This is a genomic window from Allobosea sp. P1_A7 (assembly GCF_056406775.1).
On the sequence record NZ_JBFTZN010000655.1, the window covers coordinates 1 to 485 of the forward strand.

1 protein-coding gene is annotated in these 485 nt (G+C 62.5%); it reads left to right on the forward strand.

Features of this window, described 5'->3' with window-relative positions:
- Positions 1-5 precede the first annotated feature (5 nt).
- A partial coding sequence (locus AC1D34_RS38250) for a DUF3300 domain-containing protein (protein ID WP_476827114.1) occupies positions 6-485 on the forward strand: 480 nt, incomplete at its 3' end.

Below are 485 nucleotides of genomic sequence, written 5' to 3' on the forward strand. Positions count from 1 at the left end.
CTGGACTGGACGCGGAAGCTCGGCGATGCAGTTCTCGGAAGCTCGGCGATGCAGTTCTCGCTCAGGAAACCGACGTCATGGACGCTGTCCAGCGGATGAGGTCGCGGGCCTACGAGAACAAGAAGCTCACCTCGGGTACGCAGCAGACGGTGACCGTGCAGCAGGAGGGCGCRAGRCAGACCATCGCSATCGCGCCRRCSRCAYCSGAYACCATCTATGTGCCSTAYTATGAKCCYRGCGTCGTCTACGGCKCCTGGCCCTATCCGGAATATCCGCCCTACTACTTTCCCTACACGGGCTACATAGCGGCCGGCGTCGTTGCGACCGGTCTCGCCTTCGGCACCGCCTACGCGCTCGGACGCTGGGCGACCGGCGGCTATTGGGGCGGCAACATCAACTGGAACAACAACAACATCAATATCAACCGCGATCGCGTGACGCACTGGCAGCACAATCCGCAGCATCGCCAAGGGGTCAGATACGGC